25 protein-coding genes are annotated in these 26,118 nt (G+C 56.5%); 10 read left to right on the plus strand and 15 right to left on the minus strand.

The annotated features are described in order from the left end of the window. Positions 1-150: 150 nt before the first annotated feature. The 6 genes from ACXAF0_RS16225 (at position 151) to ACXAF0_RS16250 (ending at position 6,211) form a co-directional block, all read left to right on the plus strand. Positions 151-1,023 carry a chorismate mutase gene (locus ACXAF0_RS16225; protein ID WP_475346881.1) on the plus strand — a complete coding sequence of 291 codons (873 nt, stop codon included), beginning with the start codon at positions 151-153 and terminating at the stop codon, positions 1,021-1,023. Positions 1,024-1,074: 51 nt separating this feature from the next. Beyond that, the gene (gene hisC, locus ACXAF0_RS16230) at positions 1,075-2,172 is read left to right on the plus strand and encodes a histidinol-phosphate transaminase (protein ID WP_475346882.1); all 1,098 of its coding nucleotides are present in this window, start codon (positions 1,075-1,077) and stop codon (positions 2,170-2,172) included. A gap of 1 nt (position 2,173) precedes the next feature. Next, positions 2,174-3,139 (plus strand): prephenate/arogenate dehydrogenase family protein, encoded by a 966-nt coding sequence (locus ACXAF0_RS16235; RefSeq protein ID WP_475346883.1) that lies wholly within the window; start codon positions 2,174-2,176, stop codon positions 3,137-3,139. A gap of 352 nt (positions 3,140-3,491) precedes the next feature. Next, positions 3,492-4,364: a DMT family transporter gene (locus ACXAF0_RS16240; protein WP_475346884.1), complete on the plus strand. Its 873-nt coding sequence runs from the start codon at positions 3,492-3,494 to the stop codon at positions 4,362-4,364. Between the two features lie 312 nt (positions 4,365-4,676). Next, entirely contained in the window at positions 4,677-5,237 is a 561-nt protein-coding gene (locus tag ACXAF0_RS16245; RefSeq protein ID WP_475346885.1) for a gamma-glutamylcyclotransferase, read from the plus strand. Beyond that, positions 5,237-6,211 carry a DMT family transporter gene (locus tag ACXAF0_RS16250; protein ID WP_475346886.1) on the plus strand — a complete coding sequence of 325 codons (975 nt, stop codon included), beginning with the start codon at positions 5,237-5,239 and terminating at the stop codon, positions 6,209-6,211. The genes ACXAF0_RS16245 and ACXAF0_RS16250 overlap by 1 nt, the downstream gene beginning before the upstream one ends. A 71-nt stretch (positions 6,212-6,282) precedes the next feature. Here the strand turns inward: ACXAF0_RS16250 and ACXAF0_RS16255 are convergent, their stop codons facing one another. The 4 genes from ACXAF0_RS16255 to ftsE form a co-directional block, all read right to left on the minus strand. Further along, a complete protein-coding gene (locus ACXAF0_RS16255; protein WP_475346887.1) occupies positions 6,283-7,113 on the minus strand; it encodes a lysophospholipid acyltransferase family protein in 831 nt (276 codons plus the stop codon). 76 nt (positions 7,114-7,189) lie between these two features. Then, entirely contained in the window at positions 7,190-7,918 is a 729-nt protein-coding gene (locus ACXAF0_RS16260) for a YdcF family protein (protein WP_475346888.1), read from the minus strand. A 381-nt stretch (positions 7,919-8,299) separates the two neighbouring features. Then, entirely contained in the window at positions 8,300-9,202 is a 903-nt protein-coding gene (locus ACXAF0_RS16265; protein WP_475346889.1) for a cell division protein FtsX, read from the minus strand. A gap of 59 nt (positions 9,203-9,261) precedes the next feature. Next, positions 9,262-9,939 (minus strand): cell division ATP-binding protein FtsE, encoded by a 678-nt coding sequence (gene ftsE / locus ACXAF0_RS16270; protein ID WP_475346890.1) that lies wholly within the window; start codon positions 9,937-9,939, stop codon positions 9,262-9,264. Positions 9,940-10,314: 375 nt separating this feature from the next. On the opposite strand from ftsE, the gene ACXAF0_RS16275 reads away from it, so the two are divergent. Then, entirely contained in the window at positions 10,315-11,145 is an 831-nt protein-coding gene (locus tag ACXAF0_RS16275; RefSeq protein ID WP_475346891.1) for a DUF3426 domain-containing protein, read from the plus strand. Between the two features lie 79 nt (positions 11,146-11,224). On the opposite strand, the gene ACXAF0_RS16280 is transcribed toward ACXAF0_RS16275, so the two are convergent. From ACXAF0_RS16280 to argH, 4 genes are all read right to left on the minus strand, one after another. Further along, a complete protein-coding gene (locus ACXAF0_RS16280) occupies positions 11,225-13,672 on the minus strand; it encodes a DUF4175 domain-containing protein (protein ID WP_475346892.1) in 2,448 nt (815 codons plus the stop codon). 168 nt (positions 13,673-13,840) lie between these two features. Next, the gene (lysA, locus tag ACXAF0_RS16285; RefSeq protein WP_475346893.1) at positions 13,841-15,112 is read right to left on the minus strand and encodes a diaminopimelate decarboxylase; all 1,272 of its coding nucleotides are present in this window, start codon (positions 15,110-15,112) and stop codon (positions 13,841-13,843) included. Further along, a complete protein-coding gene (gene lptM, locus ACXAF0_RS16290) occupies positions 15,109-15,255 on the minus strand; it encodes an LPS translocon maturation chaperone LptM (protein ID WP_181838522.1) in 147 nt (48 codons plus the stop codon). Before lptM ends, lysA begins: the two co-directional genes overlap by 4 nt. Continuing rightward, positions 15,252-16,667, minus strand: a complete 1,416-nt coding sequence (gene argH, locus ACXAF0_RS16295) for an argininosuccinate lyase (protein ID WP_475346894.1) — start codon at positions 16,665-16,667, stop codon at positions 15,252-15,254. Before argH ends, lptM begins: the two co-directional genes overlap by 4 nt. Positions 16,668-16,698: 31 nt before the next feature. Between argH and ACXAF0_RS16300 the strand changes: the two genes are divergently transcribed. After that, on the plus strand, positions 16,699-17,259 hold the full coding sequence (locus ACXAF0_RS16300) for a TlpA disulfide reductase family protein (protein WP_475346895.1): 561 nt from the start codon (positions 16,699-16,701) through the stop codon (positions 17,257-17,259). 18 nt (positions 17,260-17,277) lie between these two features. On the opposite strand, the gene ACXAF0_RS16305 is transcribed toward ACXAF0_RS16300, so the two are convergent. From ACXAF0_RS16305 to ACXAF0_RS16335, 7 genes are all read right to left on the minus strand, one after another. Then, positions 17,278-18,204 (minus strand): ribokinase, encoded by a 927-nt coding sequence (locus ACXAF0_RS16305; RefSeq protein WP_475346896.1) that lies wholly within the window; start codon positions 18,202-18,204, stop codon positions 17,278-17,280. Between the two features lie 150 nt (positions 18,205-18,354). Next, positions 18,355-19,821, minus strand: a complete 1,467-nt coding sequence (gene xylB / locus ACXAF0_RS16310; RefSeq protein WP_475346897.1) for a xylulokinase — start codon at positions 19,819-19,821, stop codon at positions 18,355-18,357. A 162-nt stretch (positions 19,822-19,983) separates the two neighbouring features. Further along, positions 19,984-20,871, minus strand: a complete 888-nt coding sequence (locus tag ACXAF0_RS16315; RefSeq protein WP_475346898.1) for a 3-hydroxybutyryl-CoA dehydrogenase — start codon at positions 20,869-20,871, stop codon at positions 19,984-19,986. Between the two features lie 68 nt (positions 20,872-20,939). After that, positions 20,940-21,875, minus strand: a complete 936-nt coding sequence (locus ACXAF0_RS16320) for an electron transfer flavoprotein subunit alpha/FixB family protein (RefSeq protein ID WP_475346899.1) — start codon at positions 21,873-21,875, stop codon at positions 20,940-20,942. A 15-nt stretch (positions 21,876-21,890) separates the two neighbouring features. Then, complete coding sequence (locus ACXAF0_RS16325) at positions 21,891-22,640, minus strand: electron transfer flavoprotein subunit beta/FixA family protein (protein ID WP_167720998.1); 750 nt, start codon at positions 22,638-22,640, stop codon at positions 21,891-21,893. A 242-nt stretch (positions 22,641-22,882) separates the two neighbouring features. Further along, positions 22,883-23,455: a cob(I)yrinic acid a,c-diamide adenosyltransferase gene (locus tag ACXAF0_RS16330; RefSeq protein ID WP_475346900.1), complete on the minus strand. Its 573-nt coding sequence runs from the start codon at positions 23,453-23,455 to the stop codon at positions 22,883-22,885. Positions 23,456-23,494: 39 nt separating this feature from the next. Beyond that, positions 23,495-23,689: a twin transmembrane helix small protein gene (locus ACXAF0_RS16335; protein ID WP_475346901.1), complete on the minus strand. Its 195-nt coding sequence runs from the start codon at positions 23,687-23,689 to the stop codon at positions 23,495-23,497. 364 nt (positions 23,690-24,053) lie between these two features. Between ACXAF0_RS16335 and ACXAF0_RS16340 the strand changes: the two genes are divergently transcribed. Together ACXAF0_RS16340 and ACXAF0_RS16345 are read left to right on the plus strand one after the other, a co-directional pair. Further along, positions 24,054-24,758, plus strand: a complete 705-nt coding sequence (locus ACXAF0_RS16340) for a glutathione S-transferase N-terminal domain-containing protein (RefSeq protein WP_475346902.1) — start codon at positions 24,054-24,056, stop codon at positions 24,756-24,758. A gap of 104 nt (positions 24,759-24,862) precedes the next feature. Continuing rightward, entirely contained in the window at positions 24,863-26,029 is a 1,167-nt protein-coding gene (locus tag ACXAF0_RS16345; protein WP_475346903.1) for an adenosylhomocysteinase, read from the plus strand. Positions 26,030-26,118 lie beyond the last annotated feature (89 nt).

The raw sequence follows: 26,118 nt of genomic DNA on the forward strand, positions 1-26,118 counted from the left end.
AGCAGATGGCACGTTTGCTGAAAATTCGCTTGTCCTAGCTATGAAGCAGAGCCGGGGTTAGTCAATCTTTTCTTTGCATTTCTGCGGCCCTGTCCTAATACTGTGCGCCGTTTTACAAAAGAGTGAAAAATGGCGTGCGAAGACGAAAATTTGGCAAATCTTGACCTGGATGGGCTGCGCGGAGAGATCGACGAGATCGATCAGGCGCTGCAATCCCTGATCATTCGCCGGACCAAGGTTGTGCAGGCTGTCGGAGCCTATAAGGACCGCGTGATCGCAGCCGGTGGCAAGGTCAAGGTTCCTTATCGTCCGGCCCGCGAAGCGCGGATCATGCGCACCCTTGTTGATCGTCATGAAGGTGCCTTCCCGACAACTGCCCTGATCCAGATCTGGCGCGAAATGATCGCCGCCGGCACGCGCCTTGAGGCGCCTTATACCGTTGCGCTTTGCCGCAATGCTGAGGGTGTGGATTGCTGGGAACTGGCGCGGCTTAATTTCGGTTGCCTGAACGAGATTGTCGAGTTTGAGACCCCGCGCGAAGCATTTGGTGCGCTGGAAGAAGGCCGCGCTGCGGTGGGGGTCTTCCCGAAGCCCGAGCTGGGCGAAGCCATGCCGTGGTGGACCCACCTGACAGAGCAAAGTGCGGTGCGCGTTGTTTCCAAGCTGCCGTTTGGCGGCCGTCCGGTCGGACGCGGGGAAACGACCGAAGGTTTCGTCCTGGCCGCGATTGAGCTTGAAGACAGTGGGGATGACCGGACTCTGTTTGTTGTCAGCCTGTCAAAAGAGATTTCGATGGATACCGTGCGCAAAAAAATTGCGGATGGTATCGACGGATCGGTAATCCTTGGCTTTTCTGACGATCCTGATGCAGATCGGCGTTTTGTTCTTGTTGATGTGCCGGGATTCTTTTGTAATCGCGCCGATGCGTTTCAGGCGACCCTGGATGCGCAAGGCCTTCGCCCCGAAAGTTTGCGGGTTGTCGGTGCCTATGCCGTGCCGATCGCCGAAGACGCACTGAGTTAACTATGCCTTGCTGGTCATGAATGGCCACTGTTTCCCTTGGGAGAATAATTGATGTCTGCGCCCACCCCACGCCCCGGAATTCTTGATATTGCGCCCTATAAAGGCGGCAAATCCAGTGCTGACAGTGCTCAGCGCGTGATCAAGCTGTCGTCAAACGAAGGCGCGCTTGGCCCGAGCCCGAAGGCCATGGAAGCGCTTCGCAAGTCGGCGGAACGCCTGCATCGTTATCCGGATGGTGGGTGTGACGTGCTGCGTCACAAGCTGGCAGATAAATACGGCCTGGAATTTGATCAGCTGATCTGTGGCAACGGGTCTGATGAAATCCTGACGCTTTTGATCCGTGCCTATGCCGGTCCGGGTGATGAAGTTCTGTATTCCGAACATGGTTTCCTGATGTATCCGATTGCGTCCATGGGCGTTGGGGCGACCCCGGTTACGGCCAAAGAAACCAACATGACCACCGATGTTGATGCACTTCTGGCGGCGGTTACCGACAAAACCAAAATCGTCTTTGTCGCCAACCCGAACAACCCGACGGGCACCTATATTTCGGATGCGGAAATGAAGCGCCTGCGTGATGGTCTGCGTGACGACATCGTTCTGGTGGTTGATGCGGCCTATGCCGAATTCATGACCGGTCAGGAAGATTATTCCGCAGGTGAAGCGCTTGTGAAAGCGGGCAACAACACCGTGATGACCCGGACATTTTCCAAGATTTATGGTCTGGGTGGTATTCGTCTGGGCTGGTGCTATGCGCCGCCGGCGATTGCCGATGTGCTGCACCGTCTGCGCAACCCGTTCAACGTGCCGCTGCCGACCCAGGAAGCTGGGGCCGCTGCCCTTGATGACGATGATTTCGTCAATGATTGCGTGCGCCACAATGCCGAAACGCTGTCCTGGTTCCGCGATGAGGTCAATGCCATCGCGGGCCTTAAGGCACATCCGAGCTACGGCAACTTCGTTCTGGTCGAATTCCCGACCGAAGACGGCAAGAATGCCGATGCCGCCAATGATTTCATGATGGCCCGTGGCGTGATCCCGCGCAAAATCGGTGCCTATGGCCTGCCGCAGATGCTTCGTATCTCTATCGGTACGAAGGAAGAAATGGAAATCTGCCTTCAGGCCATCAAAGACTTTGTGAACGCTTAAAATGACCCATACTGCATCCCAACCGTTGTTTGAAACCGTCGCCTTTATCGGCATGGGCCTGATCGGCTCGTCCATGGCACGTCGCATCCAGCGCGACGGCCTTGCCAACAAAATCACCTGTGCGGTCCGCTCGGAAGCGACCCGTGAGCGGGTGCTTGAACTTGGTATTGCCGATGAAGCCTATTGCGACATCAAGGACGCGGTTGGTGATGCGGATCTGGTTATGGTGTGTGCGCCGGTTGGTGCCAATGAAACCATTGGCGCGCAACTGACCGGGGCGCTGAAGAAAGGTGCGATTGTTTCCGACGTCGGGTCGGTCAAGCAGTCGGTGATCCGCGATATTGCGCCGCACCTGGATGAAGGTGTGCATTTCGTTCCGGGCCACCCGTTGGCCGGGACCGAGCATTCCGGGCCGGATTCCGGTTTTCCGGAACTGTTTGAACAACGCTGGTGCATCCTGACCCCGGTTCCGGGCGAGAACGAGGATGCGGTGGCGAAGGTTCGCGCGCTTTGGGAAGCCTGCGGCATGCATGTCGAATGCATGGATGCCGATCATCATGATCGTATTCTTGGCATTACATCGCATCTGCCGCACCTGATTGCCTACACGATTGTCGGGACCGCGACCGATCTTGAAGATGCGCTGCGTCAGGAAGTGATCAAGTTTTCCGCGACCGGTTTCCGTGACTTTACCCGTATCGCGGCATCTGATCCGACCATGTGGCGCGACGTGTTTTTGAACAACCGCGAAGCCGTTCTTGATGTGCTGGGTCGTTTTCAGGAAGACCTGATGGCGCTGCAACGTGCCATTCGCTGGGGCGAGGGTGACAAGCTGTTTGATCTGTTTACCCGCACCCGTGAAATTCGTCGTGGCATTGTCGATGCCGGACAGGACTTCACCAACTTCTCGGCCGAGGGTGAAGACCGCCAAAGCGATGAAAACGCCAAGAAGAAGCCTGCCGAATAGTACCATGATGCCCGATTATCCGGGATAAACCGACGGACAACAGCCCCACATGTTGCACCGTCCGGTCCAAGGGGATTGAAATGTCTGCCACCAATCATCCAGAGCATTATCCATCAAATATGCACCATTCTGCCGAGAGCAGTCTTCTACCCAGCAAGAAGAGGCATGCAGGACTCAGTGGGGCTAAGTTCAATTGCCTCGACGCTGCGGGGTCGAAGACTGCTCCGGCCCGAAGGGTTTGCATTTGGCGAGGTTTGGCTGCGTTACATCACTTGACCGATGTGGCGCATCGCTCTTCGTGCTGTGCCTTGCCAAACCGTTCGCCAAATGCAAACAGAACGGTACATATTTGATGGATAATGCTCTCTTCGCCCGGATCATGCCGTTTGTCTTTGTGTTCCTGTGGAGCACGGGCTTTGTGGGCGCCAAATTTGGCCTGCCCTATGCAGATCCGTTCGTTTTCCTGTTTGTCCGATTTGTCATCGTTCTCGTCCTGATGATCCCGGTCATCTTTTTGATGGGGGCGAAATGGCCGAAAACCTGGCGCGAGGCGGCCCATATCGGCACCACCGGTGTGCTGGTGCATGGGGTTTATCTTGGTGGGGTGTTCTGGGCGATTGATACCGGACTGCCTGCCGGGCTGGCGGCCCTGATTGTCGGGTTGCAGCCGGTTGTGACGGCATCGGTTGTCGGGTCGCTTCTGGGTGAGCGGGTCTCAATACGCCAGTGGGGCGGCTTGATCCTTGGCCTGATTGGTGTGGCATTGGTGCTGTTGCCCAAGATCGGCGACGGTGTGGGCATTACCGCATTTGGCATTGGATTGGCGGTTGCTGCCCTGCTTGGCATGACGGCGGGGACACTTTATCAAAAACGGTTCTGCACAGGCATGGAGCTTATGAGCGGCACGGTCGTGCAATATGTCGCTGCCAGTGTCTTTGTTGGTGTCGTTGCCCTGTTCAAGGAACCACTGCACGTTGAATGGAGCATGGATTTCATTCTGGCGATGGCGTGGCTAGTTTTGGTTCTGTCCATCGGGGCGATCATGCTTTTGATGGTGCTGATCAAGCAGGGCGAAGCCACCCGTGTGGCCAGCATGTTCTATCTTGTGCCGCCCACAGCTGCGTTCTTTGCCTGGCTCCTGTTTGACGAGCAACTTGGCGTTCTTGGCTTTGCCGGATTTGCAATTGCGGCCCTTGGGGTGGCATTGGTGATCATGAAGCGCTAGGGTCCAAATTCATTCACATGACCGTCCCGGCAACTGATATGAGAGAAAAACAAGGAAAATGCCGCGGAGCGCGGTGATCCCCGGTCAAGGGATTTGACGTAGAGGTTTTCTCCCATATCAGTTGTCCTTCGGATCCCCCGGATTGGCACGGGCTATTTTGTCGCAAAATCTTGAAAGATGTAGATCTTCCTGCGATTTTGCTCCGCATATCCGCACAAATCCGGGAGACCGGGTCGATCATGTGAATGAGTTTGGACCCTGTTTCCCGTAAACCAACTAATCAAATGAACAGCAAAGCTGTCGGAGGAAAGTTTGACGGACGCCCGCGAAAAATGGGTTTTTGGATATGGTTCGCTTCTGTGGCGGCCCGGTTTTGAGTTTGCCGAGTGCGCGCGTGCGCTGCTGCCGGGCTACCACCGGTCGTTCTGCATCTATTCCCATCATTACCGCGGCACCCCGGAAAATCCCGGTTTGGTTCTTGGCCTGAACAAGGGCGGGGAATGTGTCGGTAACGCGTTTCGCATCACGCCGGAAAACTGGTCAAAGGTGAAAGCTTATCTTGATGAGCGCGAACTTGTGACCAACACCTATATCCCGGCGGATGTCGAGGTCGAGCTTGATGACGGGCGCAAGGTGATTGCGCACACCTATGTTGCCGATCCGACCCACGAACAATATGCCGGGAACCTGCCGGTGCGCACGGCGGTCGAGATCATCGTGGCGGCCCATGGCAATGTCGGCCCGAACCTTGAATATCTTGAAAACACGGTGAGCCATCTCGACGAGATGGGCATCATTGATCCGCCGCTGCATGATCTGATGGATCTGGTCCGCCGCGAATATGGCGAGATCAACATGGGAGCGGGTATCTGATGAGCCAGTCCAGCGGAAGCGCCGTTGCTTCTGGTCAGAGTGGTGCGCAAACACCCATGACCGTGGCCTATATCATGTTGGTGTGCTGCACGTTGATGTGGGGGTCAAACCACGTCGTGGCACGTGGTATCAATGAAACAGTGCCGTTTGAAGCACTTTCCTTCTGGCGCTGGATCGTCGCGATCTGCCTGTTGTTGCCGTTCTGCGCCAAATATTTGCGCCGCGATCTTGCGATCATGTCCGAACACAAACTGTCGATGTTCTTGATCGGCTTTACCGGTGTGTTCCTGTTTTCCGTAGTGATTTATCTCGCGGCCTATAACACGACGGCGGTCAATACCGGGCTTTTGAATGCGACGACACCGATCTGGGTATTGTTGTTTGCAGCCCTTTTAACCGCCGACAAGCCGCGTCTTGGTCAATGGCTGGGTGTGCTGATTGCCGGGGCGGGGACCGCGACCATCATCGCCAAGGGTGATCCGTCGGTTTTTGCCCGTATGGATTTCGTTCTGGGTGATGTTCTGGCAATGATGTCGGCCATGGTCTGGGCAGCCTATTCGATGTTTTTGAAACGCGCACCCAAAGGTGTGCATCCGCTCAGCCTTGTGTTTGTGTCGGCCCTGATCGGTTTGTGCTTCCTGACCCCGCTTTATATCTGGGCGCTGGTGGTAAATGGAAAGCCGTTCTTCACCACCCTTGATCCGGTTTGGCCCGATATGCTCAAGATTTTCTATATCGGGGCGGGCCCGGCGTTTTTGGGCTATATGTTCTGGAACAAGGGGGTGTCGATGGTCGGCCCGGCCAAGGCCGGGGTGTTCATGTATCTGATCCCGGTCTGTTCAAGTGGCCTTGCGATCGCGTTTCTGGGCGAGGCGCTGCATCTTTATCATCTGGCGGGGATCATTCTGATCGTGTCGGGCATCTGGCTTGTGACCCGCAAAAAGACAGAGCGTGTTCGCGTTACAAAGCCATAGATAAAAAAGGCCCGCATGCCAGATGGTGTTGCGGGCCTTCTTGTTTATGGAAACTGCTGTGAGCCAGCCGTTCAGGAGACCTTGTTGCTGCTTGGGTCTTTGACAGGGTCGACGCCAAGTTGCGCGTCCTCTTTTTCCTGCTTTGCCTCGATGTCATCTGTGGTGAGCATGGGCAGCTGGAATTCAGCCTGTGCTTCGCTCTCAAGCTCGCGGGTGCGGGTATCAATGCGGTGCTTGATTTCCTTCATGAAGGTCTTGCGATCCAGTCCGGCTTCCATGGCAGGCAGGAATTCCATGGTGACCCGACCGCCATATTTCATGAAGCTGTCGCGTCCCCAGAACATGCCGGAATTGAGCGCAACCGGAATGACCTTGGTATCGGGGAAGGCTTTGTAAAGCGCGAAAATTCCCGGGTGATACGGGCGGTTTGAGCCCGGTGGGGTCCGCGTGCCTTCGGGGAAGATGACCACCTGACGGTTTTCTTCCAAAGCCTTGCCGGCCCCCTTGATCATGTCCTTGAGGGCAGCACTGCCTGCCGACCGATCAACGGCGATCTGGCCCGACAGGACAAGGAACTGTCCGACCAGCGGAATGCGTGTCAGTTCCTTTTTGAGGATATAAGCCGGATCGCTGACCACAGTATGAAAGGTCAGGGTTTCCCACGCCGATTGGTGTTTGGCGACAATGATGCAGGGGCCACTGGGCAGATTTTCCAGACCGGTAAAGCGTTTGCGCATGCCAACCGAATAGCGCAGCGCCAATTGGGTCAATCGACACCAGGCATGCCCGACAAACTGGTTGGCCTTGCGGCCACACACCATCAAGGGCATCAACACAATGCACAGAATGGCAGTGCCGCCGAAAAACAACACGTTAAAGAGCAACGCGCGCAATGCAATCATTCAGACAAAATCCTTCATGGGCCGAAATATTCGCTGTTTTGTAACAGCAATATGACGATCAGAAAATGCCGATTGTTCAGCCATCCTTGCCCGTGACATTGGATGCGGAATAATCATCAAGGTCCGGGGCGTCACCGGATGTTCCGCCGGGGCTGCGCAGGGCCTTGCGGTCACCGTTCGGCAACCAGTTGAGCAAGGTGTTGCGCAGGCTGGCAAAAACATACTTGTTATATTCGCTGGCGATCAGCGCGGTGCTGCCCGGGAAACGCCACCAATTGTCGATTTTGACATTATCGGGAAAAACCGGGTGGGCGATGATTTCGACATCGGGCATCAGGCTTTTGAATTCCAGAAGCGATCTTGGCATGTGGTAATTGGCCGTGACGATGCGCAGGCTTTTATAGTCTTCCTCATACATCCAGACGGCAGTTTCAATCGCATTGCCACGCGTGTTTTCCGCGACATGGCCCAGAACGACACAGCATGAAATCAGGCGCGGGTCGGATTTGCCAACCGAGAGCAATTCATCAACTTCAACACCGCGATAGACACCCGATATGAACAGCTTGTCGGCAAGACCGCGCAACAGAAGACGACGACCTTCGGACAGCCGTTCGCTGCCACCGGTCAGAACGACAATGGCGTCGGTTTTTTCGGACGGGCTATCGACGGCCTTGGGGATGTAATCGACATACCACACAAAGCCCGCCGCCCAGATCAGCCCGCAGACAATCAGGGTCGAAAGCAAAAAACGAAACCGCCGGAAGCGGCGGCGATGCTGCACACTAAGCGGGGGCTTGTTCATGAATGCGTGCCTAAAGCATGTTGCATTTAATCTGCTCCATTGTGTTTGTTTTTGGCGTGTCGTTTGGCAAGGCACAGCGTGCAGAGCGATGCGGTGCATCGGTCAAACGGTGTAACGCCGCGAAACGTCGCCAAAATCAAACCCTCCGGGCCGGGATAACCTTCGGCCCCGCAGCGTCAAGCTCCTTGCACGTAGCCCCGCTACGTACTGCGGTCCTTTCCTTGCCGGACAGAAGGTTCTCTCCGGCAAAATGGGGCAGATTAGATGCAATATGCTTTAAGTGGGGGCAATCTGGCATGAATTCGGAGCTCCTGAGAGGGCTAAGGCCATGATCCCGAAAGGGAAGTGGTAACAACCGACTATACGAAGACCATCAACGGGTTACAACATCCGGTGTAGGACACGCAGCACGGTTCGGGTGGCGGTGATACCTGCGACCATCGCAACAATGAAGGGAATGGCGACGATCAGGCCGATAAAGGTCGGGCTGAGAACAAGGGACGGAACCGGCCAACCCGCACGCATGCCAAGCCAGCCGATCAGGGCCGATACCGGCAGCGCAATCAGAAGACCGATCAGCGCGCCAAAGAAGGCCAGGCGTTGATTGTGACGGCCAAACTGACGGGCGATATAGCCATCCTGCGCCCCGATCAGATGCAGCAATTCAATGATGCGATGATGGATCGAAAGCCCGGACCGGGTGGCAAAAACCACCGACAGCATGGTCGCGCCAAACAGAACAATGATCAAAAGGGCGAGTGCGAGTTCAACCGAAAAGGCGACATCGGCAATGCGTTCGATCCAGATGCGGTGATCATCCAGAACGGCTTCGGGGGCGATCACGCCCAGACGCCGTTCAAGCGCATCAAAGTTGAACCCGGTTTCAGGGGTGACTTCGATGATGCGCGGAATGGGAAGTTCGCTGACGACTTCATCGGGGCCGAGCCACGGTTCGAGCAGGGCGGCCATGGTGTCGGGGCTGAGTTCCTCGATCCGGGCGATGCCAGACATGGTGGACACCTGTTCGATGATGCTGTCGACTGTTCCTTGCAGGGCCGCTTCACGTTCGGCAGGGGTTCGGTTGGCAAGCTCGGTCGGGGGGACCTGGATCGACAGGCTGCCTTCGATCTGGCCCGACCATTGGCCGACACTGTCATGCAGGGCCGCCAGCCCTACGATCGAGAAGGTCAGAAGCGCCACCATCAGGGCGACGATGCTCGGCAAGAAGCGCGAGGAAGAGTCGCTTTCAAGAGGAAGGTGCGATGGTGGTGCGCGAAATGCCATGATCGTGTGTTGGTCCTGTTGATCCCGTTTACGAGTCTTGAAGGTTAAGAGGTCGGGCGTTAGCCGCTGTTGGTGACGTCATGCAAGGTACCACCTTCAAGCAGCCATTGGGTATGGCCAAAGCGCCGGACAAGGTTGCGGTTGTGGGTGGCGATCAGAACGGTGGTGCCGAGCTTGTTGAGCTCTTCAAACAGATAAAGCAACCGCATGGCGATTCGGTCATCGACGTTACCGGTCGGCTCATCGGCCAGAAGCAGGGCCGGGCGACCAATGACGGCACGCGCGATGGCAACACGCTGTTGCTGGCCACCAGACAGGCGCGAGGGCGGTGCATTGACGTGATCGCCAAGCCCAACCCATTCGAGAAGTTCGGTGACGTTTTTGCGAATCTGCAAATCTTCGACGCCCGCCACACGCAGCGGCAGGGCAACGTTTTCGAACGTGGTCAGGTGGTTGATCAGGCGGAAATCCTGAAACACGACGCCGATCTTGCGGCGAATCGCGGGCAGTTCTTCACGCGGGATGCGGATATTATCGCGCCCGAAAATCGAAATTTCGCCCCGTGTCTGACGCAGTGCCAGATATAAAAGCCGCATCAGGGTCGATTTGCCTGCGCCCGATGCGCCGGTCAGGAAATGAAAACTGCCGCGGCCCAAAGAAAAATTGAGGTCGCGCAGGATTTCCGGTCCGGATTCATAGCGGACTCCGACATTCCTGAAACTGACGACGTCGGTCAAAACTCTTGCTCCATCTGGGCGAATGACGGTCTTTGCGGGCAGAAGGCTTGGGTTGGGACCCTAGCAGTTTATAACGGCTTTCTCCATTATCTGACAGGGTTGGAAAGCGGCCCTGTCATGACAATATCGAAAATGAATTAACTGGTTAGAACGGTTTCTTGTCTATTTTAGGGTGTCATGAACAGCGGGGCTATCCGGTGGTTTGACACCCAAATCCGGGCAGCTTCTGTTATCTGTGCTTAACAGTCTGTTAAATCGCGGCTATTTACATATAGTGTAAGTCTTCACTGACGGCACAGGGGGACCGTCAGTCGCGATCAGCTACTTACCTTCCCCCGTGTTTGACGCCGCCGTCATCGATATGCCAGGTTTGCAATGATCATTACTTGCCCAGAGTGTTCCAAGAAATACTCAGTTAAGACAGAAGCAATCGGCCCCAAGGGCCGAACCGTGCGCTGTAAAAGCTGCGGCAATAGCTGGCATCAGGACCCGCCCGGCGCAAAGAAGGCTGCCCCGGCACCTGCTCCGGCCCCGGAAAGTGATATCCCGGCCCCGTTCAACGAGGAAGGATCGCTTGGTGCTGATTTCAATGCAGATCAGATGGGCGGAGCCCCGGTTGATCCGGGCTTTGAAGAAGCCGACAAAATCCCTGATCCGCCCCCGATTCCCCAGCAGCTGATTCGCAACAATCCCAAGCCGGAGCCCAAAAAGAAAAAAGGCATCATTGGCTGGATCATCTTCCTGCTGTTGCTTGGCGGGATTGGTGCGGGCGCATATTTCGCCAAGGACCAGATCATCGAGATGTGGCCGCCGATTGCCAAGGTCTATGACATGGTCGGGCTTGATGTCCCGCATGTGGGCGAAGGTCTTGATATCCGCGAACTGCCGCCGACCCGTGAAGAAGAAGACGGGGTTGATGTGCTCGTGGTGCGGGCCGAGATCGTCAATGTCAGCGAAGAGCCGCGTGCGTTGCCTTACCTTCTGATCGAGCTGCTTGATCCGCTTGATCGTGTGGTTCAGCGCAAGAAGGTACCGCTGATTTATGATGAGTCGCTTGTCTCGACCGGTGCGGAAATGCCGATGGAGCAGCAGATGCTGCCGACTGGCGAAAGCATGCAAGTCGAAACCAAGATCCGCCGTCCGAACCCGACGGCAACCCGCCTGCAGGTGACGTTCCTTGACCCGCGTGAGGCGATTGAGCCTTAAGCGACCGGGAATGATCCAGAAAATGAGAAAGGCAGCACACTGTGTGCTGCCTTTTTTGTTTGCGGGCAGTGCCGGATGATCAGAACCGTTTGAGAAGGCGGTCGATATATTCCTGTTCGATCTGCGGGCGGTCAGGATCGCCCGATCGACGCCGGAGTTCTTGCAAGATGCGCCAGGCGCGCTCAAGGGTGTTTACATCCGGGATGATGGTGGTGCCATTGCCGCCGACCGGTCGGCCCAGCGGATCACGGCGGCCCGATCCATCAAGATCTTCGAGCATCGGGGCCATCTGACTGAGGCCTTCGAGTGCGCGGCTGATTTCACCAATGCCCTGTTGCAGGGCGTCCATGGCCTGGCGTTGGTATTGCAGCGCCTCGTGCGATCGATTGTGTTCAAGCGCATCGGCGGCACCGCGCATGGCATCAATCACCGAATTCATGCCGCTGACATCGCCAAACTGACCAAGACCGGGATCGTTGAGAATTTGACCGGCATCATCGGCAAGGCCCTGTTGCTGGCTGGCGCGCGGGCCATTGCCGTTCTGGGTGGAGGCATTATCCCCATCATTCATCAGGTCCTGCTGACGGCGCGACAGATCACGCATGCCATCGAGCATCTCGCGAAGCGTCGAGGTGATATCCATGCCGCCTTCGCCGGTGGTGACCTGCATGTTTTCGACAAGTTCACGCAGACGATCAATCAGTTGGCGGGCCTGATCACGGGCACCCGCCCGCATCAGAGCATCAATCTGATCAATGATGCGTGACAGGTCCTGTTGTTCCAGCGTTGCACTGGCGGCCGGTTGTTCTTCGGTCGCTTCGGGGCTTTCGCGCATCAGGGCGGCGAGATATTCATTCAGCGCCTGACGGTATTCATCAATCAGTTGCGCGATTTCACTTTCGGTGACGTCCGGGTTCGCAAGCGCTTCGAGCAGGCGTTCCTCGGCCTCCATCAGGTTGCGTTCGGCAATGCCGTAAGATCCACGCTCGATCTCCTCGGCGACGTGCCAGAGAAGGCCTGCTACGTTCTGATGGGTGTCACGTTTATGCAGGTTGGCGGCCAAGCGGTTCTCGGCAACCGACAGGGTCAGGAAGACGCCGAGGTGGCCGTTGAAAGCCTGCGGCGCGAACAGGATCGGCAACAACGCATTGTGCATCTCAAGAGCGCGGTCGGGATAGCGCAGCAAGCCACGCCGGATGGCAATCAGCTTTTGCGCTACCGGATGGCTGAATTCGCGTTCGGGCAGCATCAGCGATCGGATATCGCTTTCGCCGCGCTGATCGGCATTGTCGCGCGAGACCATCTGAATATTGACCGGCAGGCCCGCCCAGGGATGGGCAACAAGGTCGACAAAGCGTGGGCCATCAATGCGGGTCGGCATGGCGCCCGAACCAACAGCACCACCTGTACCCGCCGCGTCGCCCTTAAGATCAATCACGACCTGCTCAATCGGGCCATATTGTTTGATCGTGCCGTTTTCGGCCGCAGGCGTAATGACAAGGTCAAGACTGGCCAGGCCGTAATCGTCACTGGCAACATAATCAAGGCGGACGTGATCACGGCGAGTGACAGTGGGCGGGCTGACAAAGGACAGGCTGGGGACGTTGTCGGCCAGAAGTTCGATATTCAGTGTCAGACGATCATTGCCCCAGACCGATATCCGCCACTGGCCGGGTTGATCGATGGCCGTCGAAAGCACATAGCTGTTTTCACTGCTTTCGGTGAAGGTCTGTTCACCGCCTGGCGTGGTCAGGGTCGGTTCCCAGATGCTCGATATGCTGCCATCAAGGGTAGAGCCCGCCGGGACCTGAACCGTCATGACATTGCTGGTGCGGGCCGATGTGCTGTCGGCATCGCCATCGGCGCGGCTGGCGGCATCATCGGAGAGCGAGCTGAATTGCAAGATGCGCGGGATTTGCCCGGTATAGGCCGGCGGGGTAACCCACAGGGTGGCGGTGAAGTCGGCTGCGCCAAGACGTTGAAGCGGGCTAAAGGCCTTTGAAAAGCGTTCGGTGACATGATCCGTCCCGGTCATGAGGCCGACAAACAGCAACAAGACCGGAATGGCGGTCAGGCCAAATCGGTCAACATGCGTGATGGTGGGTCGGGGACGCGACAGCCGGAGCTTGGCAAGTGCTGCTTCATGCAGGCCAAGCTGGCGTTGCCAGAGAAGGCTGGTCAGCGGATCGTCGGTTTCGGGGATGTGATCTTCAAGGCTTTGCAGCGGGTTGTTATCAAGATGGTTGTCGATCTCGATCCGGTGCAGCACATCGCGCCGGGTGGGCATTTTGAAATTGCGCCACGGGGCGACCACCGAAACCATGACCGCAACCGACAGAATGGACAGCAATATGATGTGCCCGGTTGCGGGCAACAGTTCGAACACGCCGGTCAATGTCAGACCAACCACCAGAAGCCCGATCGACAGGGCCGGGATCAGGCAGGGCCAGACGGATTCCCACACCATCACCATGCGCGTCTTGCGCACATGACGTTCCATCTCGGGATAGGGTGGTATCAACGACATGCGTCTGGTGATCCCTGCTTGCCGACAATGTGCCTATTCTAGCACAACCCGCTTTTTTAAAGCTTGGGGTTTTGCGCGGTCGGGTCAAGCAGTTCGGGCGTTCGGCGCGAAATAAAAGGGCGGCTGGCTTGTGGCCAACCGCCCCTAAAGCAGGTCTGATACTTTGCCTTATGCGTTGCTCAGCCACGAGGGGACCTGATCCATGTTGATCAGATCATCGATTTCCTGACGTGGGCGGACGATGGCGAAGTTGTTGCCCTTAACCAGCACTTCCGGCGTCAGCGCGCGGGTGTTGTAGGTCGAAGACATCACCGCACCATAGGCGCCCGCTGACATCACAGCGACCAGATCACCGGCCTTGAGATCATCGGGAAGGTCGCGGTCCTTGCCAAAGGTGTCGCCGGTTTCACATACCGGGCCGACCACATCGACCTTGACCTGTTTGTCGTCTTCAGACTGTTCATCGACCGGGATGATTTCGTGATAGGCGCTGTAAAGCGTCGGGCGGATCAGGTCGTTCATCGCGGCATCAAGAATGACAAAGCGTTTGGCTTCGCCTTCCTTGATATACATGACGCGCGAAACCATGATCCCGGCATTGCCGGCAATCAGACGGCCCGGCTCCAACGTGATGTGGCAACCAAGATGGCCGACGGTTTCGCGCACCATCTGACCATAGGCATCGGGAAGCGGCGGTGTTTCGCCCTGATAGGCGATACCAAGACCGCCCCCAAGATCAAGATTGCGGATATCGATGCCTTCGGAGCGCAGCTGTTCGACGAGATCGGCCAGACGTGTGAAAGCCTCGCGGAACGGGGCAAGGTCGGTTAGCTGGGAGCCGATATGCATGGCGATGCCGGTAACTTCGATGCCGTCCATGGCGGCCGCGTCGCGATACACTTCAATCGCGCGGGTCCAGTCGATGCCGAACTTGTTTTCGGCCTTGCCGGTCGCGATCTTTTCATGGGTTTTGGCATCAACATGCGGGTTCACGCGCAAGGCAATGCGGGCCTTTTTGCCCATGCTGATGGCAACGCTGTTCAGTTCAACCAGTTCGGGAATGCTTTCGACATTGATCTGGGCAATGTCGGCCTCAAGGGCTTCGCGCATTTCCGCATCGGCCTTGCCGACACCCGAAAAGATGATCTTTGCCGGATCCATGCCCGCACGCAGCGCACGGCGCATTTCCCCAACCGACACCACGTCCGCACCCGCACCAAGATTGGCAAGGGTCTTCAGAACCGCCTGGTTTGAGTTTGCCTTGACCGCGAAGCAGATGGTGGCATCCAAGCCGTCAAATGCGTCGGCATAGACATTGTAGTGGCGTTCAAGGGTCGCGGTCGAATAGCAGAAGAACGGGGTGCCGACCTTATCAGCCATTTCCCGGATCGAGACGCCTTCGGCGTAAAGTTCGCCGTTGATATATTCAAAATGGTTCATTGGGCCGGGTAATCCCTTGGATATTCGTAACCTTTGTCGGTCGGCGGTTCGAGCGGGCCTTTTTTGCCACACGCCGCAACCGACAGTCCCAGCATGATGGCCAGCGTGACCACGGTGCCGCGTTTCAACAGGCTGTTGTTCATTTCAGAAACCTTTCCTTTGCGGCCGCAACGGATTCCTTCACACGGACCGGGGCGGTGCCGCCAAAGCTTTGGCGGGCGGCAACCGATGCCTCGACGGTCAGGACGTCATAAACCGCATTGGTGATCTTGGGTTCGATCCCCTGCAGGTCTTCAAGTGACAGCTGATCAAGATCGCAGCCCTTGGTTTCGGCAAGTTTCACGGTCGCGCCAACAACATGGTGGGCATCACGGAACGGCATGCCAAGCTCGGCAACCAGCCAGTCGGCAAGGTCGGTCGCGGTGGTGTACCCCGCACCGGCAGCGGCACGCATATTGTCGGCAAAGACTTTCATGTCGGCGATCATGCCGGTCATGGCCGCAACACACAGACCAAGATGGTCATGGGCCTCAAAGACCGGTTCCTTGTCTTCCTGCATGTCCTTGGAATAGGCCAGCGGCAGGCCCTTCATCGACAGCATCAAACCGTTATAGCAGCCAACAATGCGCCCGATTTTGGAGCGGATCAGCTCAGCCGCATCCGGGTTGCGTTTTTGCGGCATGATCGACGAGCCGGTCGAGAATTTGTCGGACATACCGATAAAGCGGAACTGGGCAGAGCACCAGATGACCATTTCTTCGGCGAGACGCGACAGATGCATGGCGGCAATCGATGCGGCATTGAGATATTCAAGCGCAAAGTCACGATCCGAGACGGCATCTAGCGAGTTCGCCGTCGGGCGATCAAAGCCAAGCGCGCTTGCCGTCATGTGACGGTCAATCGGATAGGGCGTACCGGCAAGGGCGGCAGAGCCCAGCGGGTTTTCATTGATGCGCGTGCGGCAATCGGCAACGCGCCCGCGATCACGACCAAACATTTCGACATAGGCCAGAAGATGATGACCAAAGGTGACCGGCTGGGCTGCCTGCAGGTGGGTGAAGCCGGGCATGATGGTTTCAGCATGGGTTTCAGCCTGCGTGATCAGGGCGTCCTGAAGGCCCTTAAGGCCAGCTTCGAGATCGCCAAGTGCGACGTCACGGACCCAGAGTTTGAAGTCGGTCGCGACCTGATCATTGCGCGAGCGCGCGGTATGCAGGCGACCAGCCGCCGGGCCGATCAGTTCGCGCAGGCGGCTTTCGACATTCATGTGGATGTCTTCAAGGGCAGCGGAAAACTTGAACGCGCCGCTCTCGATTTCTTGAAGAATCTGGTCTAGACCGTTGGTTATCTTTTCGCCATCTTCTGCAGGAATGATCTTCTGCTTGACCAGCATGGCGCAATGGGCCTTGGAGCCCTGAATGTCCTGGGCGTAAAGGCGTTTGTCAAAGCCGATGGAAGCGTTGATTTCTTCCATGATGGCTGACGGGCCTGCTTCAAAGCGGCCGCCCCAAAGGGAGTTTGCGTTTTTCTGGTCAGTGGCGTTTTGGTCGGTCATCGTGATCCGCAGTCTTGGAAAGGTGGGTGTTGTGAAAGCATTGCTTCGTTACGTAAAACTTGGCGTGATTGTCGCCATCTCGGGCATTTATGCAACCCCTGCCTTTGCTGATACGCAATTCCCGCAAGAACTTTCAAAGATGGTCATGCCATCGGATGGGGGTTCTTTGCCCGAAGATCTGGCGTTTGTCGATGAAAATGGCAATGAAGTCGCCTTTAACAGCCTGAAAGGACAGGTTGTTCTGGTCAATCTATGGGCGACCTGGTGTGTGCCATGTGTCAAGGAAATGCCCGATCTGGATCGTCTGGCCGTTGAAATGGATGGCAAGCCGTTTCGGGTTCTGGCGTTAAGTCAGGACCGCGGCGGGGCAGATGCCGTCAAAGAATTCTTTGATGAGAATGGAATCGAGAACCTTGATGTGGTGCTTGATCCTCGCGGGGCGCTTGCACGCACCATGGGCGCACGCGGACTTCCGACCAGTTTTGTCTATGACGCCAAGGGTGATTTGCGCGGTAAGCTTGAAGGCATTGCGCGCTGGGACGCACCAGCGGTCATCAGCTATTTCGATACGTTGATTGATCAGACGTCCTGAGGATTTCAGGAAAGGTTTCTAGGCCGCGCGGGTTTCAATCAGGTTCAGAACATCTTCAAGAAGCGGTGCGGCATCGGCCGCGCCATTGCTTGTCGTGGCAAGTGCGCCGGTGGCACAGGCAAAGCGCACAGCATCATCAAGGGCCTGACCGCCATGCAGGGCAACCGCGAGCCCGGCATTAAAGCAATCCCCGGCGCCGACCGTATCAATCGTGTCGACGTCAAAGCCCTGGACCATCCCGGTTTGCCCGTTCGATGAATAAAATGCTCCAGCACCGCCCATTTTGAGGATGACGGTTTCCGGGCCCATTTCATGGAGCTTGAGGCTGGCGGCACGCGCGGTGGCGCCGTCCACCGGTTCAATCCCGGTCAGGGCCAAGCATTCGCTTTGGTTCGGGGTGACGATATGGGTGAGTGCGAGCAGGTCCCGCATGACGACCAGATCGGCAACCGGGGCCGGGTCGAGCATGACCTTGGCATTGCCTTCACGGGCATATTTGATGGCGCAATCAATGGCGACCACCGGGCATTCCAACTGCAACAGCAAATAGTCGCAATCGCGCAGGTAACCCTGTTTTTCATACAGGTCGGAACGGGTCATGGTCATGTTGGCGCCGCCAACCACCGTGATCATGTTTTCGCCCGCCTCATCAATCGAGATCAGGGCAATACCGGTTTGCGCTTCGTTGGCGACGATCAGATGGGTGGTATCAAGCCCCTCAGCGGCAAGCGTTTCAATCAGCTGGTTGCCCAGCATGTCATCACCGATTTTGGAGATGAAGACGGGATCAACCCCAAGCCGTGCAACCGCAAGCGCCTGATTACAGCCCTTGCCGCCCGGCCCGGTTTTATAGCCCTGGGAGGATACGGTTTGTCCCTGTACTGGAAGCTTTGCCACACGGGCGGCAAAATCAAAGTTCGAGCTTCCAACCACTGCAATCGTCATGTCTGTCCTTGCTTGTAAATTAATGCCATTATTTTGATGTTGGCACCCGGGAGGGGGTTTAAAAGGCGCGACTGGAAAATTTCGCCAAGATCGCAGAATTTTCTTTAAAAACGGGCCTTTAGCCTATCCTTTGGATGGGGAATAGTAGCCCTAATTCGGGGTGAATTCGTCTGACAGGGCGGCGTAGATACGCTGGAACTTGGCAAAGCGGGGTTGATAGGCCTCGTGGTGGGCCAAATCGGGCTCCATGACTTCCTCGATCGACGGTTTGACGCAGACATCCGCAACCGCCTCGTTCGTCAGGGCCAGACGGGCCAGTCGGGCTGCACCAAAGGCCGGGCCCTTGGTCGCCCCTTCATAACGGGCAAGCGGTTTGTCAAGGATATCGGCGATCAGCTGAATCCAGTATCGGCTGCGTGCGCCGCCACCAATCACGCCCGGCAGATCGCAGTGGGTTCCGGCCTTATTCAGGCGGGACTTGGCGTCACTTAATGCAAAGCCGACCCCTTCCAGCACGGCCTGGACTATGATTTCACGGTCCGTGTCACTGCCCAGACCAAAGAAAACACCACGGGCATAGGGATTGTTGTGCGGGGTACGTTCCCCGTTGAGATAGGGCAGAAACAGCACATCAGACGGTGCCTTGTGCTGTGCCTCCACCCGGTTGAGCAAGGCGGTGATATCGCCTTCGCGCAGAAGGTCTGCTGCCCATTTCAGGCAACTGGCGCCGTTTAGCAGCACCGCCATCTGGAACCATTGGTTCGGGATGGCATGCGCAAAGCTGTGCAGCAGTTCTTCGGGTTTGGGCCGGTATTTGTCCGAGGCGACGAAAATCTGCGAAGAGGTGCCAAGCGAGATAAAGCCATCGCCATGGGAAACTGCCCCGACCCCGATGCCCCCGGTGGCGGCATCACCGCCACCCCCGGCGATGATGACGTTATGGGTCATGCCCCAGCGCTGAGCCAGTTCGGCACGAAGCGTACCGGTGATATCAGACCCCTCGACCAGTTTTGGCAGTTGATCGGGGCTCAGGCCGCAGGCGGCAATCGCACTTTCATTCCAGCTTCGGCTTTGTTCATCAAGCCACAGCGTGCCTGCGGCATCCGACATTTCGGTCACCTTGTCGCCTGACAGGCAAAAGCGGATGTAATCCTTGGGCAGCAAGATGGTTTTGATCTTGGCGAAAACATCCGGTTCGTGCTTTTGCAGCCAGATCAGCTTGGGGGCGGTCATGCCCGACATGGTGGCAACCCCGGCCTGTTGCCCCAGATTTGGCAGGGTGGTATCAAGTTCGCCGCATTCGCGCGTGGCGCGACCATCATTCCACAGGATGGCCGGACGCAGCGGCGTGTCATCGCTACCGAGCAAGGTCGCGCCATGCATCTGGCCCGAAAGGCCAATGGCACGGGTCGCGGCAATGGCCGCGGGGTTTTCGCGCTGCAAGGTGTCGATGGCCTTCTGGGTGGCGTCCCACCAATCGGTCGGGTTCTGTTCGCTCCAGAACGGGTGGGGGGTCGATACGGACAAGGGGATATCGGCCTCGGCACGGGTTACCGAGTTTTCGTCAATCAGCAGTGCCTTGACTGCCGATGTGCCGACATCAATTCCGAGATACATTTTCGGACGGCCTCCTGAAACCGCTTTGATTGTTCCCTACATCGTGATTGTGCGGGTTTGAGTAGCGTCTATTCGAGATGCTTGTCGCGTTGATTGCAACAAAAAAAGCCGCTGCGGGGCAGCGGCTTTGATGTCTTGATGCCAATGACGACCAGCGATGCCTTAGCGGGTCGGGGTCGGTTCATCACCGCTATAGTCATAGAAACCACGACCAGCCTTGCGGCCAAGCCATCCGGCTTCGACATATTTGACCAGAAGCGGGCATGGGCGATATTTGGTATCGGCCAGACCATCATGCAGGACATGCATGATCGACAGGCAGGTATCGAGACCAATAAAGTCGGCCAGCTGCAGCGGACCCATCGGATGGTTCGCACCCAGACGCATCGCGGTATCGATGGACTCGACGTTTCCCACACCTTCGTAAAGGGTGTAGATCGCCTCGTTGATCATTGGAAGCAGGATACGGTTGACGATAAAGGCCGGGAAGTCTTCGGCACTTGCCGTATTCTTGCCGAGCTTTTTGGTCAGTTCGTGAATGGTGCGGTAGGTGGTTTCGTCCGTAGCAATACCGCGGATCAGTTCCACCAGCTTCATCAGCGGTACCGGGTTCATGAAGTGCATGCCCATGAACTTCGCCGGGCGGTCGGTATAGGACGCCAGACGGGTGACCGAGATTGATGACGTGTTGGTCGCGATGATTGCTTCCGGGCCAAGCACCGGGCACAGAGCCTTGAAGATCTGTTTTTTGATCTCTTCGTTCTCGGTTGCCGCTTCGATGACCAGATCACAGTCCGACAGGAAGGAATATTCCGTTCCGGTTGAGATCAGCTTCAGCGCCGCATCTTTTTGCGCTGCAGTAATAATCTCTTTTTTGACCTGACGGTCCATGTTCTTTTCCATCACAACGATGGCCTTATCAAGGGCATCCTGCGAGATGTCGAGAATTCGGACGTCGTAGCCGGCAAGGGCGATCACATGTGCAATGCCATTGCCCATCTGACCGGCGCCAATTACGCCAATGGTTTTAATATCTTCTAGCGAAGCCATTTGTTCCCCACTCGTCCCCAAGGGTCAAAACAAGAGTATGCGCTGTTTTGACCCTAACGGGGATCAGATTATTTGTCGAGTTCGCTCGCCAGAGCGGGAAGGGCCTCGAACAGGTCACCGACAAGTCCGTAATCCGCGACCGAGAAGATCGGCGCTTCTTCGTCCTTGTTGATCGCGACAATGACCTTACTGTCCTTCATGCCGGCAAGGTGCTGAATAGCACCCGAAATGCCTACAGCAATGTATAGCTGCGGTGCAACAACTTTGCCGGTCTGGCCGACCTGCCAGTCGTTCGGGGCATAACCCGCATCAACCGCAGCGCGAGAGGCGCCGATGGCAGCGCCGAGTTTGTCGGCAATCGGTTCGATCAGGTGGAAGTTTTCACCCGAACCCATGCCACGACCGCCAGAGATGACGATGCCAGCAGCGGTGAGTTCCGGACGTTCCGACTCGGTCAGTTCCTGACCAACGAAGGACGACTTGCCAGCATCAGCTGCCACAGAAACGGCTTCGACGGCAGCAGAACCGCCTTCGGCCGCAACCGCATCAAAGCCGGTGGTCCGGACGGTGATCAGTTTGAGGCTGTCAGACGACTGCACGGTCGCCATGGCGTTACCGGCATAGATCGGACGAACAAAGGTGTCGGCATCGACAACGTCGGTGATGTCGGAAATCTGTGCGACATCTTTCTTGGCAGCAACGCGCGGCATGAAGTTTTTGCCCGACGAAGACGCCGGAACAAGAACGTGGCTGTAATCGCCTGCCAGTTCGCCAACCAGGCCTGCCATGTTTTCGGCCAGGAAGTGACCGTAGGCAGCGTTGTCTGCGAGGAGAACCTTGGAGACACCTTCGACCTTGGCAGCGGCGTCAGCAACGGCTTGGCAGCCTTCGCCCGCGACCAGAATGGTGATGTCGCCACCGATTTTCTGAGCAGCAGCAACGGTATTGAGCGTGCCACCCTTCAGTTCGGTATTGTCGTGTTCGGCAATAACAAGAATGCTCATTTGATTGATCCCCGCTTAGATTACTTTTGCTTCGTTGCGGAGCTTGTCGACAAGCTCTGCGACGTCGGCAACTTTGACACCTGCCTGACGTGCTTCCGGTTCGGAAACTTTCAGGGTTTTCAGGCGCGGCGCGGTATCAACACCAAGGTCGGCCGGGCTCATGGTGTCGAGCGGCTTTTTCTTGGCTTTCATGATGTTCGGCAGCGACGCGTAGCGCGGCTCGTTGAGGCGCAGGTCGGTGGTAACGATTGCCGGAAGATCAATCTTGATGGTTTCAAGACCACCGTCGATTTCACGCGTGACATCAAGCTTGCCGTCAGCAACGACAACCTTGGACGCGAAGGTGCCCTGCGGCCAATCCAGCAGCGCAGCCAGCATCTGGCCCGTCTGGTTGGCATCATCGTCAATTGCCTGTTTGCCGAGGATCACGAGATCCGGGCTTTCCTTGGCAACGACTTCTTTCAGGAGTTTTGCAACAGCCAGCGGCTGGAGTTCGTCCTCGGTTTCGACCAGAATGCCGCGATCGGCACCCATGGCAAGGGCGGTGCGCAGGGTCTCCTGGCACTGTTTAACGCCGAGCGAGACAGCAACCACCTCGGTGGCGGTGCCGGCTTCCTTGAGGCGGATGGCCTCTTCAACGGCGATTTCGTCAAACGGGTTCATGGACATCTTAACGTTGTTCAACTCAACGCCAGACTGGTCCTGTTTGACACGGATCTTGACGTTGTAATCCACAACGCGCTTAACGGCGACAAGAACCTTCATGACAGACCTGTTCGTTTTTGTTGTCGAAACTGCGGGCTTTGCCCCCGGCCTAGGCCGAACGCAAGCGGACCCGCATGGTAATGTTTTCCCCGCGACGCACAATAGGTAGTGCTACGCAGGTTGTCAATTTACGTAAAGGTGTTGACGTTAACGACAACTTCTTCACGAAAATCTTGATGCCCTTCGCAGCCTTGATACGGCAAAAATCCGCAAGGGAACAAGGATTTTGTCCGATAAACTTGTTATCGGGTTTTGCCAGGTTGCCAGAGCACATCATCCTTGCCGTCGTTATTGGCATGGCGGGCAAGGACAAACATGTGATCCGACAGGCGGTTGATATAGCGAACGGCTTCCGGGTTGATCGTTTCGATCCCGGCCAGTTCAACAATCAGGCGTTCGGCCCGGCGCGACACGGTGCGCGCGACATGGAGCTGTGCCGACAATGCGCTGCCACCGGGCAGGACAAATGATTTCAGCGGATCGAGCGATGCGTTGATCTGATCGATCTCGGTTTCCAGGCGTTCGGTCTGGGTGGCAGTAATACGCAGGGCGGGCTGTTCGGGGTTATCGTCGCTGCCATCGCCCGGGGTGCAAAGATCGGCACCCAGATCAAAAAGATCATTCTGGATTCGCGCCAGCATGTCGTCCACAGCACCATCCGCATGCAGGCGGGCGACACCGATCACGGCATTGGTTTCATCAACGGTGCCATAGGCATCCACGCGGACCGCGTTTTTGGGAACGCGCGTGCCATTGCCAAGGGCGGTTTTTCCCTTGTCACCGGATTTTGTATAGATACGAGTCAGTTGAACCATGTGGCGTCTGTAATCCTGATTTGTCTGTTTGGGGTTTGTTTAGGAGCCGACCGCCATCAGCGACAGGATGAAAAGCAGCAGCAGCGCCAGACCCTGCAACAGGACGCGCATTTGCATCAGTTTGTTCTGTTTGCGGGCATCCTTGCCACGTGCCATGGAAACGATGCCCATGATCAGCACACCTGCAACCGCTGCCATCGCAAGCAAAACACCAATCTGTAAAAAACCAGTCATTCCTGTTTCTTCCCTGTTTCTGCCTGCAGAATTATGCCGCAAATGCGGCTTTGCAATGGTCACATCTTCGCGCCTTTGAACGCGATTGTGCGCCGTTTAAATGTCAGGCGGCGATATGCTGCGCCAAACGGAGGCAACAGGCAACCAGACGATGGGATATTTCGCAATTAGTCGATGGTTTCGCTTTCCCCGAAGCTGCGGCGGTCGATTTTGAATTTCTTGATACGCAATGTCGGTATGCCTAGTTTTACTTTTTCGCGCGTAAAATCAGGAAACAATAAGTTGCCAGATTGCCGGTGGCGCATTTTCCATGATCGTCTAAATCTTATGGTCAACAACACATTGACTTGGAAAGGGCTTTATCATGGCTGATCTGTCGAGCTTCGACATTACCAAACGCTGGCCTGCACAAAATCCGGATGTCATCCAGCTGTATTCCCTGCCGACCCCGAACGGGGTGAAGGTTTCGATCATGCTGGAAGAAACCGGTCTGGACTATGAACCGCATCTGATCAATATCGGCGAAGACGAAACCTGGGCGCCGGATTTTCTGTCGCTGAACCCGAACGGCAAGATCCCGGCGATCATTGATCCGGACGGGCCGAATGGCGAGCCGATTGGTCTGTTTGAATCCGGTGCGATCATTCAGTATCTGGCGGAAAAAACCGGCAAGCTTTTGCCCGCTGATCCCGCCAAACGCATTGAAGCCATCCAGTGGGTTTACTTCCAGATGGGTGGACTTGGTCCGATCTTTGGCCAGCTTGGCTTCTTCCACAAATTTGCCGGCAAGGAGATCGAAGACAAGCGACCACTTGATCGATACCGCAATGAATCCAAACGGTTGCTCGGTGTTCTTGAAACCCGTCTTGAAGGGCGTGACTGGATCATGGGCGATGAATATTCCATTGCCGACATTGCGTCGCTGGGCTGGGTGCGCACCATCAATGCGTTCTATGAAGCCGGTCATCTGGTCGAGTATGACAAGCTTAAAAACGTTCCGGCGTGGCTTGAGCGCGGACTTGATCGCCCGGCTGTGCAGCGCGGCTTGAACGTTCCAGCGCGCGACTAACCGATGCTGATTTTGACCGGATGGATACAAATGCTTTCCATCCGGTCAGGCTGGTCTTAATTAATGGGGTAATCGGATTTTCCCACGAAGCTAAGAGACCAAACATGACCAGCCGCATCAAGGACGCTGCCCTTGCCCAACAGATCACAGACGAGACCCTTGCCTGGCGCGAGGTGATTTGTCCGGTGACGGCGAAATACGGAAACTATGTCGCCAAGCGTGATTTGCGCGACAAGACCATCGTCAGTTTCCAGCACGTTCTTGAAGACACCATTCCCACATTGCTGCCCTTTGTGAAGGCGGGGGCAACGGTCAAGGTCGGGGCGTGTAACCCTGACAGCACCGATGACGTTTCTGCCGCATACCTTGCCGCCAACGGTGTGGAAGTCCATGCCTTTTCGGGGATGACACCCGAAGAATACGGCAAAAGCATTGATATCCTGTCGTCCGAGCCCGCCGACATTATTGCGGATATGGGCGGCGAGTTGATCGAGGCGTTTGTTCAAAAGGGCCACAAGGTTGATGGTGCGCTTGAAGCGACCACGACCGGTGTCCATCGCGTGGAAAAACTCGATTATTCCTTCCCGGTGTTTAACTGGAACGACATTGCCATCAAGGACCGCCTGCATAACCGCCATCATGTGGCGCAGGAAATGTGGCCGGTCTTTTCCAATGTGACGGGGCTTGCGCTTTATGGCCGTTCCGTCCTTGTGATCGGCTTTGGCCCGGTCGGGCGTGGCGTGGCCGAACGTGCGCGCAATCTGGGAGCGGTGGTCTCGGTCGCCGAACGTGACCCGGTGCGCGCGCTTGAAGCACAGCATCATGGCTGCCGGGTTGTCAGCCTTGAAGATGGCCTGAAGGATAACGCGATCATTGTTACTGCCACGGGCCTGAGTGGCATTTTGGGTGCAACGCAGATCAAGCAGTGCCGTCGCGGTGCGATCCTGGTCAATGTCGGTCATTCCAATACCGAGATTGATGTCAAATGGCTTGATACCCAGACGCGCACGAAAATGCGCCGCCATATCGAACGGTTCGAGCTTGATAACAGCCGCGAAGTTTATCTTCTTAATCGCGGCAGCTTGCTGAACCTGGCACCGGGCATGGGGGGATCGGGCAAGGATCTGTTTGATCCGTTTTCGGCCATTCTGATCCGCGGTATCGACTGGCTGGTATCGGGCGGGGCGACGTCATTCAAGCCGGGCTTTTATGCCTATCCCGAAGATGTCGAACGTGAAATCGTCGAAGCGATCCTGCAGTCCCATAGCTGAGTTGCCGTGATATCTGTTTAGTCCATCAGATATTGAAACACCCCGGTCAACGAATGACCGGTGCGTTTTCTTTCTGTGTGCTCGGGTCT

It is taken from the genome of Thalassospira sp. ABD4_177 (genome assembly GCF_056160125.1).